The sequence below is a fragment of the Terrirubrum flagellatum genome (genome assembly GCF_022059845.1).
GTDB lineage: Bacteria > Pseudomonadota > Alphaproteobacteria > Rhizobiales > Beijerinckiaceae > Terrirubrum > Terrirubrum flagellatum.
In genome coordinates this window covers 74,711-90,875 of the sequence record NZ_CP091852.1, presented here as the reverse complement: position 1 = coordinate 90,875, position 16,165 = coordinate 74,711, and the positions used below count along the sequence as shown (strand labels likewise).

General features: G+C 63.8%; 12 protein-coding genes. All 12 read right to left on the bottom strand.

Annotated elements, in window-relative coordinates; genetic code table 11:
- Positions 1–12: 12 nt before the first annotated feature.
- Positions 13–756, bottom strand: coding sequence for an autotransporter outer membrane beta-barrel domain-containing protein (locus tag L8F45_RS26920; RefSeq protein WP_342363960.1), 744 nt, complete (start codon positions 754–756; stop codon positions 13–15).
- A 171-nt stretch (positions 757–927) separates the two neighbouring features.
- The gene (locus tag L8F45_RS26915; protein WP_342363838.1) at positions 928–6,297 is read right to left on the bottom strand and encodes a beta strand repeat-containing protein; all 5,370 of its coding nucleotides are present in this window, start codon (positions 6,295–6,297) and stop codon (positions 928–930) included.
- Between the two features lie 294 nt (positions 6,298–6,591).
- Positions 6,592–7,965 (bottom strand): amidohydrolase family protein, encoded by a 1,374-nt coding sequence (locus L8F45_RS26910; protein WP_342363837.1) that lies wholly within the window; start codon positions 7,963–7,965, stop codon positions 6,592–6,594.
- Entirely contained in the window at positions 7,962–9,293 is a 1,332-nt protein-coding gene (locus L8F45_RS26905; protein WP_342363836.1) for a dihydroorotase, read from the bottom strand. Before L8F45_RS26905 ends, L8F45_RS26910 begins: the two co-directional genes overlap by 4 nt.
- 42 nt (positions 9,294–9,335) lie before the next feature.
- A complete protein-coding gene (locus L8F45_RS26900) occupies positions 9,336–10,001 on the bottom strand; it encodes an aspartate/glutamate racemase family protein (protein WP_342363835.1) in 666 nt (221 codons plus the stop codon).
- A 10-nt stretch (positions 10,002–10,011) separates the two neighbouring features.
- The gene (locus tag L8F45_RS26895; protein WP_342363834.1) at positions 10,012–10,896 is read right to left on the bottom strand and encodes a polysaccharide deacetylase family protein; all 885 of its coding nucleotides are present in this window, start codon (positions 10,894–10,896) and stop codon (positions 10,012–10,014) included.
- A gap of 97 nt (positions 10,897–10,993) precedes the next feature.
- Positions 10,994–11,803 (bottom strand): ABC transporter substrate-binding protein, encoded by an 810-nt coding sequence (locus L8F45_RS26890; protein ID WP_342363833.1) that lies wholly within the window; start codon positions 11,801–11,803, stop codon positions 10,994–10,996.
- Positions 11,804–11,812: 9 nt separating this feature from the next.
- Positions 11,813–12,610: a transporter substrate-binding domain-containing protein gene (locus L8F45_RS26885; RefSeq protein ID WP_342363832.1), complete on the bottom strand. Its 798-nt coding sequence runs from the start codon at positions 12,608–12,610 to the stop codon at positions 11,813–11,815.
- Positions 12,611–12,612: 2 nt separating this feature from the next.
- Positions 12,613–13,380 (bottom strand): amino acid ABC transporter ATP-binding protein, encoded by a 768-nt coding sequence (locus L8F45_RS26880; protein ID WP_342363831.1) that lies wholly within the window; start codon positions 13,378–13,380, stop codon positions 12,613–12,615.
- Positions 13,377–14,234 (bottom strand): amino acid ABC transporter permease, encoded by an 858-nt coding sequence (locus tag L8F45_RS26875; RefSeq protein ID WP_342363830.1) that lies wholly within the window; start codon positions 14,232–14,234, stop codon positions 13,377–13,379. Before L8F45_RS26875 ends, L8F45_RS26880 begins: the two co-directional genes overlap by 4 nt.
- Complete coding sequence (locus L8F45_RS26870; protein WP_342363829.1) at positions 14,231–15,058, bottom strand: ABC transporter substrate-binding protein; 828 nt, start codon at positions 15,056–15,058, stop codon at positions 14,231–14,233. The genes L8F45_RS26875 and L8F45_RS26870 overlap by 4 nt, the downstream gene beginning before the upstream one ends.
- A 35-nt stretch (positions 15,059–15,093) precedes the next feature.
- Positions 15,094–16,050, bottom strand: a complete 957-nt coding sequence (locus tag L8F45_RS26865) for an N-carbamoyl-D-amino-acid hydrolase (RefSeq protein ID WP_342363828.1) — start codon at positions 16,048–16,050, stop codon at positions 15,094–15,096.
- Positions 16,051–16,165 lie beyond the last annotated feature (115 nt).

Below are 16,165 nucleotides of genomic sequence, written 5' to 3'. Positions count from 1 at the left end.
GCAACGCGCGTCTCAGAACTGCAATTTGAGACCTGCGTTGAAGGCTTTTCCGTGGACCTTGTCGCCGAAGCGATAGTCGCCGCGCACGAAGCCGAGGAAGTTCGTGTCGACGATCTTGAACTGCAGCCCGCCGCCAACCTGGCCGAAGGTGCCGACGCGCTCCGACGTCACGTCGAATGTCGTGCCGATCGTCTGCACCGTCGCCTTCGTGTCGCTGGCGAACTCATGCCACACCGAGCCATGGATGAAGGGCGCGAGAATCAGCTTGTCCTGCACCACGAAGCTCGTGCCGATATTGGCGCCGGCCCGGCCCAGAATGCTGTTGATCGCCGCAAACGTCGCCTGATCGCCCGTCCCCGTCGCCAGCGGCAGGTTGCCGAAGGTGTAGCGCCCCTTCGACACGCCGATCGACGGCTCGACATACCAGCTCTCGAACAGGCTCAAACGGTAGGACATGTTGGCGTTGAGGCTCAGCCCGTCGCCGGTCAGACGCTGATCCCTGGCTGTGAACGCCACGCCGCCGCCCGACGAGTTCACCACCGCGTCGTAGAAATCCTTGCGCAGGTTCACTTCCGCCACGAACGGCCCGTTCGACAGGAAGGCGTACAGCGCGACATAGGGCACGTTCATCTTGATCGACGTGCTGACGCTGGTCGAGCCGCCGCCCGGCGTCGGCGTCACCGAATATGACCGGCCATTGGTGTTGGCGACGCCGCCGAAGACGCCGGTGTTGAAGTTCCAGCCGGTGCCGTGGATGTTGTAGACGCCAAGGTCGGCGCCGGCCCGAAGCCGGTGAAGGTCGATTTGGTGTTGGTCGCGGACTGCGAGACCAGACCCGATCCGGTCGACGAGCCATTGAGATTGGTGGTCGCGTCGCCAGTCGAGAAGCGGATGAACGGGCCGCCGCCGATCTGGTTCGGGGCCGGATCATCCGGCCGCGACACGATCGCCGAGGCGCTCGAAGAAGCCCGTGGTCAGGCTGGAGATCGCGCTGTTGAGCCCCGTGGCCACGCCCGCCACCGGGGCCGGATTGAACACCGACACCACCTGGAAGCGGCCCGAACCCGGCGAACTCTCGGCGAAGTAGTTGATGAAGCCGTTCGTCGCCACCAGCCCCTGATTGACCGACAGGCTCGAGCCGCCGGTCACGGTCAGCACGTCGATCGGCGTCGCGAAGGCGACGGTGCCGGGCTGGACAATGTTGAACACCAGCGACGTCGAACCCGAGCCTGCGCCGTTGACCGTCACCAGATCGGCGCGCGCGCCTGATGCGCGCGACAGATCGATATCAAGCGCGATGCGCGAGCCGGCGACGCCGGTGTAGCCGCCGCCCAGCGTCAGCGAATCCGTGATCGAACCGTTGCGCAGGTCGATCAGGCCGGCCGCCGTATTGACGAAGCTCGTCGCGCCGAGCGTGCGCGATCCCGTCGCCGTCACCGTGCCGCTGTTCGTAAAGGTCGTGACGCCGGTGAAGTTGCCGCCTGTCAGCGCAAACGTGCCGCTGTTGGCGAACGTGCTGTTCGCCGTCGTCGCCCCGTTGACGGTGAAGGTTCCGCTGTTGACGTTCGCGCCATTGAGCGCCCCGCCCGTCGTCGTGGCGATGTTGGAGTTGGTCAGGCCGTTCGACACAATCCCCGAATTCGCGAACGTGCCGGAATTGACGATCGAGCCGTTCCACGTCCCGGCGTTGGTGAGGATGCCGGAACTCGACGCGACATTGCCGTTCCACGTCCCGTTGTTCGTGATCGTCCCGGTGTTGCTCGTGACGTTGGCGTTGTAGGTCCCGTTGTTCGTCACCAGGCCGGCGTTGACGAGATCGTCGGTGATGACGCCATTGTTCAGCACCACGCCGGCCGCATTGTTGGTCAGCCGCGTCGCAATCGAGAAATTGCCGGTTCCCGACACCGTCAGATTGGCGTTGTTGGTGAAGGTCGCGTCGTTCGTCACCGTTCCCGTGACGTTGAATGCGTTGCTGTTGAGGATCGCGCCATTGATCGCGCCGCCGGCCGCATTCACCGTTCCCGTGTTGGTGAAGCCGCCGCTCGACGTCGAACCGGCGGCGGTGGCCCATGTTCCCGCATTCTGGATCGATGAGCCGGAATTGACCGCGCCGCTGTTGTTGAAGTTCGTCCCCGCCGCGGTGGTCACGCCCGTCACATTCTGAATGGTGGCCGCCGCGACATTGATCGTTCCCGTGTTAAGCGTGACGCCGCCCAGACCAAGAGCGCCGCTCGCTGTTGCGTTCACCGTCGCGCCGCTGCCGCCGACGCCAACAACCAGGCCGCCGGTGAACGTGTTGTTCCCGCCGAGATTGAGCACGCCGCCGCCGACGATATTGAGCCGCGAACCGGCGCCGTTCTGAATGACCGAATTGATGGTCGCCGTCACGCCGCTGACATTGATGATCGAGCCGATCGCCGCTGGAGTGCCGGCGTTCGCGCCCGCGACGCCGATCGTGAGCTGGCCGCCCGTCAGAACATAACCGCTCGCGCCCGTGAACTGGATCGTGTCGAAGACTGGCGACTGAGCCGCCGCGCCAACCGTGATCGTTCCCGGGTTCGCGACCGCTTCAGCGCCAATCACAGCAACGGAGCCGCGCCACTGATCGTTGATCTCGCCGGTCGCCGAACCGGTCCAGTTCGTGCCCGTGGTCTGATTCCAGACGCCATTGCCGCCAAGCGGACCGGCATTTGGGCCGCCTGGATTCTGAACGCCCGTCTGGTCAGTCCCATCCCAGAACTGCAGTTGCTGTCCCGCGGCGATGATCGACAAATTCACCTGATTGGCGACGTTCGTCAGGACAGTCGCGGTTCCGGTCGCGGGGCCATTGTTGGTCACGGTGGCGAAGTTCCCTCCGGTCGCCCCTCCAACGTTCATGAGCCGATAATAGCCGGACGTCGGCGCGCTCACGCTCAGAGCGCCTCCCAGCGTGACGTTGCCGCCGACGCTCATCAGATCGTTGGTCGCGCCGCCGACGACATTCGCGACGCCGAACGTGTAATCGGTCGTGCCGCCATTGAGTATCAGATTGCCGTTGACGCGCAGCAGCCCGGCCGTCGAAGGCGCATTGCCGGCCGACAGCGTTCCTGAGTTCATCGTCACATTGCCGGCGATCACGCCCGTCGTTGTTCCGTTGCCCGTCCCGAGCAGCGTTCCACCGCCCACCACCACGTTCGCCGCATTCGCCGCGGAGTCGCCGAAGAGACCCGTCACGACGAGCGCTCCGCCGTTCACGTTCGCCGCGCCCGTGAACTGCGCGCCCGGCCCGTTCGAACCGCTCAGCGTCAGCGTTCCGCCCGTCACACTAAGACTGCCGGCCGCTCCGCCACCGAGGCCGCCATCGGCGATCACGCCGCCAAAGGTTCCGCCGTTCGATACGGTCAGCGCCTTCGAGCCGAGCGCAACCGTGCCGGTCTGTCCCACCGCCGTGCTGTTCAGCGTCTGGATCGTGGCGCCGGTGGTCACCTGAGAAATATCGAACGTGGCGCCGGTCGCCAGCGATACGCCGCTCGAAGTCGCAATCGAGCCGCCGCCGCTCAACGCCAGCGTGCCTCCGCTGATCGTCGTCGCGCCGGTATAGGTATTCACGCCGGAGAACGTCTGGATTCCGCCCGTCACCGTCACCCCGCCGCCCGTCGCATTGACGATGCCGCCCGCGTCCGCGATCACGCCCGAGAATGGACTCGTGCCGTTGGTGATGGTGAGCGTCTGCGCGCCAAGGAACACATTGCCGGAGCTGAACAATGACGCGATCGACGCGCCCGCCGTGGTCTGGGTGATGTCAAAATTGGCGCCGGGTCCTACCTGCAAGATGGACGACGTCGCGATCGAGCCCGTCCCCGACAACGCCAGCGTACCAAAGCTGACCGCGGTGCCGCCGGTATAGGCATTGGTTCCGGCGAGCGTGAAGACGCCCGTTCCGGCCTTCGAAAAACCGCCCGCGCCGCTGATCACGCCAGCGAACGTCGTGCTCGAATTGTTGGCGCCCAATGTAAGAGCTTGCCCCGCCGCAATCGTCACATTGCCGCCGGTCGTGCCGCCGCCGGCGAGCGAACCGATGATCTCGGAATTTGTAATCGCGAGCGTTGCGCCCGCGACGTTCGCAAGCACGACGGCGCTCGTATTGGCGATCGCCGCGCCGCCCTGAAGCTCGAGCGTTCCCGCGCTGATCGTCGTCGTTCCCGTGTAGGTGTTCGTCCCGCTGAGGATGAGCGTTCCCGCGCCAATCTTCTCGAGGGGACGCGGACCCGCGGTCTCGCTGATGTTGCCCGACTGCGTCGCCGTTCCCGTGAGAACCTGCAACTGCGTCGTGTTCGAGTTGATGTTGATCGGCGCGGCGTTGTCGACGCCGGCGCCATAGTCGATCACCGAACCCGTCGTCTGGATCGCACCGAAACCTGCGGCAAGATTGGTCTGCAGGCTCAGCGTGCCGCCCGCCAGCACCATGCCGCCGGAAAAGCCGGCCGTATTGAGCCCGGCCCCGAAGGTCAGCGTGCCGGTTCCGCTCTTGGTCAGCGTGCTGGCGCCCGTCAGCGTGCTGGTCAGGGTCAGATTGTTCGAACCGGTGACGTCGATCGAGCTCGCGGCTGTGACATTGACGACGCGGCCCATCGAGAACGTTCCCGTCGATTGCAGCGTGCCGCCGTTCAGCGTGACGCCGCCGGTCGGGAAGCCGAGATTGGCATTGGCGCTGATCGACAGAATGCCCAGATCGATCCTCGTGCCGCCGGTGTAGCCGCTCCCCAATCCGGTCAATGTAAGCGTGCCGGTTCCGATCTTGGCGATGCCTCCGGTGCCGCCGGCGCCGTTATCGATGATCGAGCCTGAGAATGCCGCCGGCGAAGTATTGTCCGCGCCAATTGTCAACGTCACCGCTGCGCCATTGCCGAGACGAACCGCTCCGCTCCCTGTCAGCGAGCCGATGGTCTCGCTTGCGGCGATGAAAAGGCTTCCGGGAATATTCAGCGTTACGGCGCTGGCGTCGGGGATTGAGTCGCCGGCAGCGGCCTGGAGTTGGCCGGCGGAAATCGTGGTGCTGCCTGTGTAGTTGTTGTTCGTGAAAAACGTGACGGTGCCGCCGGGCATATTCACCGCCACGTTGCCGACGTTTGCGCCGATCGCGGCGCCTACGGTGATAATCGCAGCTCCACCCCCGAACGTCAGATCTGTGTTCGCGGCGGCGCCATTGATGCCGCCATTCAGATCCAGCCGCCCGGCATCCGCAGTAACGCGTGTCGCGGAGCCGAGCGTGATGGCGCCCGAATACGTATTGTTACCCGAAATATTTCTCAGAGCGCCGCCGTTCGACACGCCCGTCCCGACGAGCGTGATAGCGTTGCCGATCGTGACGCCGCCCTGCACTTCGAGCGCGGCGCCGCCGTTGACAAAGACCGAGCCGGACCCGAGCGCGCCGCTATTGCTCACGCGCAGCGTGCCAGCGTTGATGTTCGTGCCGCCGAGATAGCTGTTCGCGCTCGAGAATGTCTGGTTGGCGCCGTTGATGACGACAAGGCCGTTGCCGGAAATGTCGCCTGAGAAAGTCGCCGTGCCGCCGGAAAGCGTCAACCCGAAATTGCCGAGAGTCACTTTGCCGCCGCCGCTCAAGGCGCCGATCGTTTCAGGCGCGGTCAAGGCGAGGGTCGAATTGGTGTTGCCGAACGTGACGATGCTCGCGTCGCCGATGGCGGAACTGCCGCTGGCCGTCAGCGTCACGTTATTGGCGATGTTGGTGGCGCCCGTATAGGTGTTGGTTCCGCTCAGCGTCAGGTTGCTGTTGACATTGACCGCGCCGGCTCCGGCGAGATTGGCGCTGATGAACGCGCTCAGATTGAACGCAGTCGCCGCCGTAATGGTGACGCCCGACGCCGCGCCGCCGGTCATGGTGAAGGTGTCGACGTTGAGATTGCCCGCGCCCGTCAGCGTGCCGGCCGACAAGGTGAAGAGTCCCGGCGTCGGCGGGCCGCCGCTGGTCACGACATTGAGGATGCCGCTTGCCTGAATCGTCAGCGTACTGGCGCCCGACATGGTGACCTGGCCCACGCTGAGATTTTCGCCGCCGTTCACAATCGGCTGGGTGCCCGCACCCGTCAGGAGAGCGCGATCGGCCGCCGTCGGCGCGGTCGGCGTGCTGTCCCATTGCGTGCCGTCGCTCCAGGACGAGCCGGTTCCACCTACCCATGTGGAGTCGGCCGCAATGGCCGGCGCGAAAGCCGCCACGCCAACGAGCGCGGTGCTCCCGAGCAGAAGGGCGATGCGACGCCTGCCCCGTCCGCCGTTCACAATCTTCGAGCCCGACATCCCGACCCCTGAATTTTATTTCTGAACGCATCCGCGGACGCGGATTCGCAAACTCTGAAACGCAATAGCCTTGAAGAGATACAGGGCGGTTTTCCCTGGGGCAACAATTGCGCCGCCCGGTCGCCGCAATCGGCGACGCAGAAACCTTGTGCAACAGATACTCAAATACTTGATTCAACGTATATAATTAACTTTCTCGACTAATCATCCTGAAGTTATCGGCCAAGGCGCGGCGACATTGTGTCGGCGAGTGTCGCGCGGGAGCAACACTACCGGAAGCAGCCGCGGCAAATCTCAACCGCTGAACGCGGCCTGAGCCTCCGGCAATTCCCAGATCCTGTTGATCGCCGCGGCGCCTGCGCTTGTGATTTCCGCCTCGTCGCCACACGCGTATCGCCCGCCGTCGATCAGCACGCGCCCGTCGACGATCACCTGATCGATGTTGGCGCGGTTCGCGAGCGCGATCAGGCCGCGCCTGGGATCGAAGAGCGGTTGCAGATGCGGATGGGAGAGATCGACGACGGTCAGGTCGGCGGTCGCGCCCGGCGCGATGACGCCGAGATCGGGGCGTTTGATGACGCTTGCAGCCGTCGCGGTAACGGACTCGATCAGTTCGGGCGCGTTCGCCACATCGGCCCGTCCCGACGAAATCTTGGAGATGATCGACGCCGCGTTCAGCTCTCCGAGGAAATCCATGTTGTAGCCATCGGTCCCCACCACGGTTTTCACGCCATGGTCGGCGAAGCGCCCGAATGCGGCTGTCACGCCGGCGCGAGCGAACACGCGCGGACAGTTCAGCACCGTCGCGCCGCGCGCCGCCATCAGCTTGAGATCGCTGTCCGAGCTTGAGATGCAGTGAGCGGCGAGAAGATCGGACGCGAGCAAGCCGAGCCAATCGAGATATTCGGCTGGCGTGCGCCCGTCGTAACGCTCGCCGATTGTCGCAACCTCCGCCGCGCTCTGTGCGAGATGCGTCGTGACGGGAATATCGAGCTCGCGGGCGCGCGCCGCGCAGGCGCGCAAAAGATCAGGACCGCATGTGTCTGTCGCGTGCGGGCTCATCGCGAGCCGAATGCGCCCGTCGCCGCGACCATGCCAGCGATCATAAAGCGCATTCCATATGTCGAAATCCGCCTGCCCGTCATCACCGGCGTAACGCACGACGCCGTCCGCACCCGCCTTCGCATCCGACGTCGAAAAGAGATAGGGCGCCCCATAAAATCGGATGCCCATCTCCTCGGCCGCATCGAACATCTCGGGAATGCTGTTGCGGAACGGCTCCATGACAGTGGTGGCGCCGCCCTTGAGCAATTGCAGGACGCCGAGGCGCGCGATCGCCAGACGCTCTGAAGGCGAGAGGATATCGGCGCCGCGCTTCGTCAGCGGCAGCAGCACCGTATAGACGATGCTCTGGTTGTTCTTGCGGCCATTGCCGTCTTCCGTGTGCGTGCGAGCGACAGCCTCGCTGAAACAATGATTATGGAGATTGAGCAGCCCCGGCAGCACGAAGCGGCCCGGTCTGTCGAATATCTCGTCTGCGTGCGGCCGGTCGCGCGTGACGGCGGCGATGCGGTCGCCTTCCAGCAGCACCCAGTGATCGCGCAGCACATTCTGCGCATTGTCCTTGCGTGACAGGACATAGCTGCCGAAGATCGCGATCGAGTTCACGCCATGCGCTCCCCTTCGAATCGCGCGAGGCGGCCGATGGGTCCGCCGATGATCTCGTCATCGCGCATCACGACGTGGCCTCGCACGATCGCGCCGACCGGCCAGCCGGCGATGCGCATGCCGGCGAACGGCGTCCATCCGCATGGCGACACGATCCAGGATTCCTCGATCGTGCGCCGCGCCTTCATGTCGACCAGCGTGAAATCGGCATCGTAGCCAGCCGCAAGCCGGCCCTTGCCGACGAGTCCATAAACACGCGCGGGGCCCGCAGCCATGAGATCGACCAACCGCGACAATGAGAGACGACCGGCGTTGACGTGATCGAGCATCACGGGAACCAGCGTCTGTACGCCAGTGAGGCCGGCGGGGCAGTCCGGCCAGGGCTGCTCCTTCGCGGCGCGCGAATGCGGCGCATGATCGCTGCCGATCGTGTCGACGACGCCGTCGCGCAAGGCGGCCCAGCTCGCCTCGCGATGGCGCTCGCCGCGGATCGGCGGATTCATCACGCCGAAGCCGCGAAGTCTTTCGTAGCAGTCAGGCGCGACCTGCGTCAGATGATTGACGAGCACTTCGACGGTCGCGACGTCGCGATAATCCGCGAGATAGGCGAGCTCTTCTGCGGTCGAGACATGCAGGATGTGAGCAGGGCGGCCCGTCTTTCGCGCGAGCGCCATCAGGCGTCGCGTGCCGAGGAAGGCGCACTCCTCGTCGCGCCATTCCATATGCATGCGATGCGGCATGCCGCGCTGGAACAGCGGCTTGCGCGCCTGCAGCCGATACTCGTCCTCGCTATGAAACGAGATGCGACGCCGGCCCGCTCGCATCAGCAATTCCAGATGTTCGTCATCCTCGACCATCAGCGCCGCGGTTGAACTGCCGGCGAAAACCTTGATCGCGCAAACGCCGGGCTGTCGTTCAAGCTCCGCGAGCAGATCAATGTTCGTCTTGGCGCCGGTGACGTAGAGCCCGACGTCGCACCAGCTTTGCTCCGCGACATAGCCGCGTTTCCAGTCGACTCGCTCCTTGGTCGCGATCGGCGGATTAGTGTTCGGCATATCGAAGACGGTTGTGATTCCGCCAAGCACGGCGCCCTTCGTGCCCGTCGCCATCGTCTCCACGGCTGGGTCGCCGGGATCGCGCAGATGAACGTGACTGTCGATGAGCCCGGGAAGAACATGAAGGCCGCGCGCATCGATCGCCGCGTCCGCCGTGTCGGCGGCGCTCGCGCGCAAGGTCGCGATCTGGCCGCGCGACACGCCGACATCAGCCCGTTCTTCGCCCCACGGGGTGACGCAGACGCCGCCGCGGATCACAAGATCATAATGCATGAGCCAAGCTCGCCATCTGGCCGCGAAATGGAGCAGCCCTTGTCATTCGCGGGCCGCAAGGAGCACGGCGCCGATCGCCGCCGCCGTCGCCTGTTGCGTCGGCTCGATGACGGGGACGCCAATCGACTTTTCGATCGCCACGCGATGCGAAGCCATGCCGGCGCAGCCCATCACGACGACATCGGCGCCGCGCTCCCGCACAAGAGCTTTTCCGGCTTCGATCAATCTGTCTCGAATTGAAGCGTCGGCGGTTTCCGCTGCGTTGGCGTTCACCGGCCAGCTTCCTGCATAGCGGCCGTCGACGCCCATTTGCCGTATCATGCGTTGCTGCCTGCGAACGCTCGAAGGCGACAGCGCGATAATCCCGAACCGCTCGCCGAGCGTCAGCGCGCGCAGGATGCCCCATTCGGCGATCCCCATCACGGGCCGCCCGTCCGTAGCCTCACGCACCGCGTGCAGGCCGGGATCGCTGAAGCAGGCGATCACGAAAGCGTCGGCGTCATCGCGCGCGACCCAGTTCACCAGCGGCGTGATGACGCTGTCGGAATCGCGCTGTGAAGAAATGCTCGGAGGCCCTTCAGCAAGTCCCGCCACAGTGATCTCGGGGCCGCTCGCAATCCGCAGCGGCGCGACCGCTTCATCGATCGCAACCGTGACGGCGACCGATGAGTTCGGGTTAATCACAAGGATGCGGCGCGACGAGGTCATGGTGCGGCGATCAGGAAGCGGCGGCTTCGTGTTTCTGGAAATTGGCCGCGATCTGTTCGCCCGTCGTGATCCAGACGTCGGAGCAGGATTTGGCGTAGGTGAGAAACTCGCGCAGCAGCCGCAATCGCATGGGACGGCCGCTGCATTGCGGATGCAGCACCGTCGTCACCATCGCGCCCCAGTCCCGCACCTCGTCGAGCTCATCCTTCCACATCGAGAGCACATGCTCCTTCGGAAAAATCGAGCGCGGGCTAAAGCGCGCCGACAGGCCATGCATCCAGTCGTCGTAGCTCGCGGTGACCGGGAGCTCGATCGCGCCCGCCGTTCCATCCGCGAGGCGATGACGATAGGGCCTGACATCGTCGCGGAAGGACGAGGTGTAGACGATCCCATGGCGCACGAGCGCCGTGCGCAATTCTTCCGTGAATTCACCGTACGGTGCACGATAACCAATCGGCCGCACGCCAAGGCGTCGCTTCAGGGTCTCGAAGCCGCGCTCAAGCTCCTCATCCATGAAAGGCGCGCCAGGGTCCGGCATCAAATGGTGATAGCCGTGATGCCCGATTTCATGACCAGCCTTCAGAATCGACTCCGCCATCGCGGGATAGGCGTCGATCGCCCAACCCGTGATAAAGAATGTCGCCTTGAGATCAAGCTGCGCCAGCAATTCAAGCAGCTTCGGCGTGCCGACGCGCGCCTCGAACGCGCCGTAGCTCATGGTGATCAGGCGCTTCGCGTGCTCGGCGTCCTTGCTGGTCCATGCGCTCTCCGCATCCACATCGAAGGACAGGAACATCGCGGAGCTGTAGGGCTTCGGCCAGGGATAATCCGGCGCCGGCGGCGCGGTGTTCGCGGGCGTGAGCGGAATACTGTCGAGCGCCTGACGGTTCATCATGATTTCAGCCTTTTCAATTCAATTGACGACGTCCGGTCAGCGCCATGCGCTGCCGGACGTCGTTCTTCAATTTGCAGAGCGCGCGGCTTGCGCCGCGTCATTCACCCAGATTGATCGCCGCCTTCTCGACCGCATTGTCAGCAAGCTGCCACTTCGCCAGCAGCGCCTTGTAAGATCCGTCCGCGATCATCGCGTCGAGCGCACCGGCGACCGCCGTCTGCAAGCCCTTCTCCTTCACCGGCAGAGCCAGGCCTGTATACTGGAACGCGATCGCCTTGCCGACCGGCATATAGGCGCCCGGCTCAAGACCCATCACATAGGGCAGCGTTTCGCTGCCCTGCATGGCGGCGTCAATGCGGCCCTGCTTGAGCTGCGTGCGCGCGTCAGCCGAACCTTCGGTGCCGACGAACTTGAGCGGATTGCCCGGGCAATTCGCGTTGCTCCATTTCTCGATTTCCTTCGGGAACGACGTGCGGCGGCTGGCGCCAACGCTCTTGCCGCAGAGGCCTTTCATGTCCGCGAATTCGGTGGCGCGCGACGCCTGCACGAAAAATTGCGGTCCGCTGCGCATGTAATCGACGAAGCTCGCCGTCTCGTGACGGCTCGCAAGATCGGTCATGCCGGAAAGAATGGCGTCGACGCGGCCAGTCTGGATCGCCGGCATCATCTGATCGAAGCTTGTCTCCTGCCAGATGATCTTGATGTTGAGCTTCTTGGCGATGGCCTCGCCGAGTTCGACGTCAAAACCGGTGAGCTGCCCGGTCGCCGGATCCTTGAACTCCATCGGCGGATAGTTCGGCACGATCGCAACCTTGAGCCCATTCTTCGCGATTTCAGGCGGAACCTGCGCCGCCGCCATGGCGGCAGGCAAGCAGAACAGGGCCGCGGCAATCAGGCGCTTCATCATCGTTTCTCCTTAAGGTTTAGAGGCTGTCGCCGCGATATCAGCGGCCGCCGAATTGTCTGTCAGGCCATGCTTTGCGAGCGCAGCCGCATAGGTCCCGTCAGCGACAGCATCGCGGAGCGCAGCAGCCACCTGATCGCGCAACGCCGTAGATGCTTTGGGAAATGCGATCGCAATGCTCAGAGCCGCGAGCGGCTTGTCAATACGGACATAGCGACCCGGCTCCTGATTGAAGGTGTAGGGGACAGACTCGCTGCTCTGTACGATGGCGTCTACACGGCCTTGGCCAAGCTGCAGTCTCGCCGCCTGCGTGCCGTCGGTGTTCTCAACTGTAATCGGCGGCTTGCCGGCGGAGACGCAATTCGCGGCGCTCCATTCGCGCATGCGGTCGGCAAATCCATTGCGACGGTTGGCGCCGAGCTTCTGGCCGCAGAGTTCGAGCAGCGACGCGACCGGAGCGTGGCTTGTCAGCGTATATGCCTGAACGCCTGATTTGAGATAGTCGATATAGTCGAGCTTGTCGCGCGACGCCGGTTCATCGAGCAGGCTGAAAGCGAGATCAACGCGTCCTGTCGTCAATGCCGGAATGGCCTGCTCGTAAGATACATCCTGCCATATGACGGGACGGTTCAGCTTTCGTCCGACATAGTCTGCGAGATCGACATCGACGCCCGCGAGTTTGTTGGTCTCTGGCACCTTGTAAGCCATCGGCGGAAAGGAGGCGAAAAGCGCGATCCGCAAGGGAGCGGGTTGCGCGCCTGCAACCACTGGCGCCAGGACGAAGCATGCGAGCAAGAAGCGTTTCATCATCGTCATCCGATCACCGCTGAAAGAAAGGCCTGCGTGCGGGCTTCGCGCGGCGCGCCAAGCACCTCGGCCGCCGCGCCCGACTCCACGATCGCGCCGTGATCCATATAGACGACCCTGTCCGCGACCTCGCGCGCGAAGCCAAGCTCATGAGTCACGACCATCATGGTCATGCCGCTGCGCGCAAGCTCCTTCATCACCGCAAGAACCTCGCCGACGAGCTCGGGATCGAGCGCGCTTGTCGGCTCGTCGAACAGCATCAGCATGGGCCTCATGGCAAGCGCGCGCGCGATCGCCACGCGCTGCTGCTGGCCGCCCGAAAGCTGCGCGGGATAGGAATTGGCTTTCTGCGCCAGCCCGACCCGCTTCAGCAACTCCATCGCCTCGGTCTCGACTTCCACAGGCTTGCGGCCCTGCACCTGAACCGGCCCCTCTGTGATATTCTCCAGCGCCGTCTTGTGCGGAAAGAGATTGAAGCGCTGGAACACCATGCCTGTCTTCAGGCGCTGGCGCGCAATCTCGCGCTCGGTCAGTCGATGCAGCCGGCCGCCCTCCTCGCGCACGCCGAGCAGTTCGCCATCCAGCCAGATGCCGCCGCTGTCGATCTGCGTGAGCTGGTTCACACAACGCAGGAGCGTCGTTTTACCGGAGCCGGAGGCGCCGATCAGGCACATCACCTCGCCGGCCCGAACATCGAGCGACACTTGGCTGAGAGCCTGAAACTCTCCGAAATGCTTGCTGACGGAGCGGATCGCGACGAGCGGTTTGGTCATCGCGAAACCTGGGCGGCGCCGCGCGCGAAACGTCGCTCCAGCAGCATCTGCAGCGGCGTCAGGATGGAGACGACAAGGAGATACCAGAGGCCCGCGACGATAAGCAGTTCGATCACGCGCGAGTTGGCGTAGTAGATATTCTCGGCGGCGTGCAGCACCTCGGGATACTGGATGACGCTCGCAAGCGACGTCGCCTTGACCATGCCGATAAATTCGTTGCCGAGCGGCGGAATCACGACGCGCATGGCCTGCGGCAGGATGATGCGTCGCAGAGCGCGCAAGCGGCTCATGCCGATCGCCTGCGCCGCTTCATATTGTCCGGCGTCGACCGACAGCATGCCGGCGCGCATCACTTCGGATGTATAGGCGCCCTGATTGATGCCGAGTCCAAGGAGGGCTGACAGAAACGGCGTCATCACGTCGACGGCGCGGGCCGACCACACGCCGGGAATACCGATTGTCGGAAAGATCAGCGCGAGATTGAACCAGAGCAGAAGCTGAAGGATCAGTGGCGTGCCGCGAAAAAGCCAGGTGTAGCCGGCGGCGACGGATTTCAGCACCGGATTGGGCGATAGCCTCATGATCGCGACAATGACGCCAAGTACGATGCCGAGCAGCATCGCAAGCACGGCCATCACCATCGTATTGACGATGCCTGTGAGGATCACCGGCGCGGTCAGAAATCGGCCAACATAGGACCACTCGATTTGCCCATAGACAAAGGCGCGACCGATGGCGGCGATTAGAATCGCGATGATCGCAGCCGCGAGCCATCGTCGCCAATGGAATTGGCGCGCGACCGGCAGACCCGAGAGATCGGGAAAGCCGGCTGCGGGGTCGGACGCGGCGCTCACTGGGGCGCCGCGTTCAGCATCGGCTTGTCGACGCCATTCGCGCCGAGGCCCCACTTCTCCAGAATCTTCTTGTACGACCCGTCGGCGATCATCTCGGCGAGATGTTGCGTCACGATCTCGCGCAAGGTCGTGTCGTCCTTGCGGAACATGACGCCCTGATAGCCAATCGAGATCGGCTTGCCGAGGATGCGATATTTCCCCGCCTCTTGCTGCTGCGCATAGGGCAACGTCTCGCTTCCCTGAACAGCGGCGTCAATGCGGCCCTGCTTGAGCTGGTTACGCACATCGATGCTGTTCTCGCCAGGAACATATTGAACCGCGGGCTTTCCCGCGCCTTCGCAATTAGCCTTGCTCCAGGCTTCGATCTCCTGGGGGAAGCTCGTGCTGCGCGTGGTGCCGACCTTCTTGCCGCAGAGGTCAGCCTCCGTCTTCGCCGGGCTGTCGGAGAGCGTGAAGAATTGCGGGCCCGTGACGAGATAGTCGACGAAATCAGCCGTCTCGCGCCGCGATTTGCGATCGGAAATGCCACTGATGATGAAGTCGGCCCGTTTGGTCTGCAGCGACGGGATCAGCTCCGCGAACGGCGTTTCGCTCCAGACGATCTTCACGCTGAGCCGCTTCGCCAATTCGTTCGCGAGATCGATATCAAGGCCAACGAGCTCGTTCGTCGCGGGATCACGATACTCCATCGGCGCATAGGTCGAGTTGAGGGTGAGGCGCAGCGTTCCACTCTGCTTGATCGAGTCCGGAAGCTCGGCGGCCTGCGCGCTCGTCAACGCAACGAGCGCGGCGAATCCGGTTGCGGCTCTGGCGATTCGTTTCATATCTGCTCCCCCGTCAGCGCCGTCTCCGGCCAATCTCAAGTCGCCTTGCGAAACTCCGGCTCGATCACGCCCGCGCGCTCGACAATCACCCTATAATGTTCGGGCCGCCGATGAGCTGCGAAATTGAACATCTTGTCCTTGCCCTGGCGGCAGAGGTCGAGATCGATGTCGGCGACGAGCAACTCATCGCTGAGCGTCTGGGCCTCGGCGACGATGCGGCCGTTCGGATCGACGATGCACGACCCGCCAATGAGCCCGGAGCCGTCCTCGTCGCCGGCCTTGGCGACCGCGATCGCCCAGGTGGCGTTCATGTAGGCGTTCGATTGAGCGACAAGCTTTGAGTGGAACGTCCGCAAGGCTTCGTCTTCACTCACGCCTCCGTTCGGATCATAGGCGGCGGAATTATAGCCGACGCAGACCAGTTCCACCCCCTGCAGACCAAGCACGCGCCATGCCTCCGGCCAGCGACGATCATTGCAGATCATCATGCCCATGATTGCGTTTCGCCATTCGGGACCGGCGCGGAACGCGGGAAAGCCAATGTCGCCATAATCGAAATAGCGCTTTTCCAGTTGCTGGAACCGCGCCTCGGCTCGCGGCTCTACAGAGCCGGGGAGATGGACCTTGCGATAGCGGCCGAGAATGGAGCCGTCAGGAGAAACGAGAATCGAACAGTTGAAGCGTCGCCCCTCTTCGGTCCGTTCGGCGTAGCCGACATAAAAGCCGACGCCGAGCGCGCGCGCCCGATCGAAGAGGGGCTGCACCGCCGGGTTCGGCATGCCCCGCTCATAGTAGCGATCGAGCGTCTCGCCTTCGAGCAGCCAGCGCGGGAAGAAGGTCGTGAAGGCCAGTTCCGGAAACACCACCAGCGAGGCGCCTTGCGCCGCCGCCTGCTCCAGCAGCGCGATAAGGCGCGCGAGCGTGTGCGGCCGGGAGTCCGCCTTCTGCGTCGGCCCCATCTGGGCCGCGGCGGCGCGGAAAACGCGAGCCAATTCTGCCTCCAAACCATGCAAACGGCCATGAAATGAAGCATTTAGCTCCGACTTCGCCGCGAAAGTCCTTTTCCGATTACGTGTGATGTCAGGTGCAAAATCAATCATTTCTGCT

What these genes read in the sequence shown, in the direction of transcription:
- L8F45_RS26880 (WP_342363831.1), bottom strand. Translation starts at nt 13,380, where the DNA reads ATGACCAAACCGCTCGTCGCGATCCGCTCCGTCAGCAAGCATTTCGGA.
- L8F45_RS26895 (WP_342363834.1), bottom strand. Translation starts at nt 10,896, where the DNA reads ATGATGAACCGTCAGGCGCTCGACAGTATTCCGCTCACGCCCGCGAAC.
- L8F45_RS26870 (WP_342363829.1), bottom strand. Translation starts at nt 15,058, where the DNA reads ATGAAACGAATCGCCAGAGCCGCAACCGGATTCGCCGCGCTCGTTGCG.
- L8F45_RS26905 (WP_342363836.1), bottom strand. Translation starts at nt 9,293, where the DNA reads ATGCATTATGATCTTGTGATCCGCGGCGGCGTCTGCGTCACCCCGTGG.
- L8F45_RS26900 (WP_342363835.1), bottom strand. Translation starts at nt 10,001, where the DNA reads ATGACCTCGTCGCGCCGCATCCTTGTGATTAACCCGAACTCATCGGTC.
- L8F45_RS26915 (WP_342363838.1), bottom strand. Translation starts at nt 6,297, where the DNA reads ATGTCGGGCTCGAAGATTGTGAACGGCGGACGGGGCAGGCGTCGCATC.
- L8F45_RS26890 (WP_342363833.1), bottom strand. Translation starts at nt 11,803, where the DNA reads ATGATGAAGCGCCTGATTGCCGCGGCCCTGTTCTGCTTGCCTGCCGCC.
- L8F45_RS26885 (WP_342363832.1), bottom strand. Translation starts at nt 12,610, where the DNA reads ATGATGAAACGCTTCTTGCTCGCATGCTTCGTCCTGGCGCCAGTGGTT.